Source organism: Thermus sp. FJN-A, from assembly GCF_054655095.1.
This window is the reverse complement of record NZ_BAAHSC010000295.1, coordinates 1-236: the sequence shown is the minus strand read 5'-3', so window position 1 is coordinate 236 and position 236 is coordinate 1. Positions and strand designations below refer to the sequence as shown.

Sequence of the window (236 nt, the reverse complement as noted above, 5' to 3'; positions counted from 1 at the left end):
TCCCCTCCGCCAGGCGGCCCCGGGGGCCTATGGAGCCTTCCTGACGGGCTACCTCTCCCACCTCCTCCTGGACACCATGAATGTGAACGGGGTGCCCCTCCTCTGGCCCTGGCGGGTGCAGTTCTTCTTCTTCCCCTCCCGGGAGTGGAGAATCCGCTACGCCTCCCCCCAGGAGGCCACCCTGGCCCTCTTCCTCGCCCTCTCCGGCTTCGCCCTCTGGCCCCTCTCGGGCCAGG

The 236-nt window shown here is 69.9% G+C and carries 1 protein-coding gene; it reads left to right on the top strand.

Annotation, left to right across the window (positions count from 1 at the left end):
- Nucleotides 1-236: metal-dependent hydrolase (locus ACYQ0J_RS13770; RefSeq protein ID WP_460172633.1), on the top strand; the 236-nt coding region annotated here is incomplete at both ends.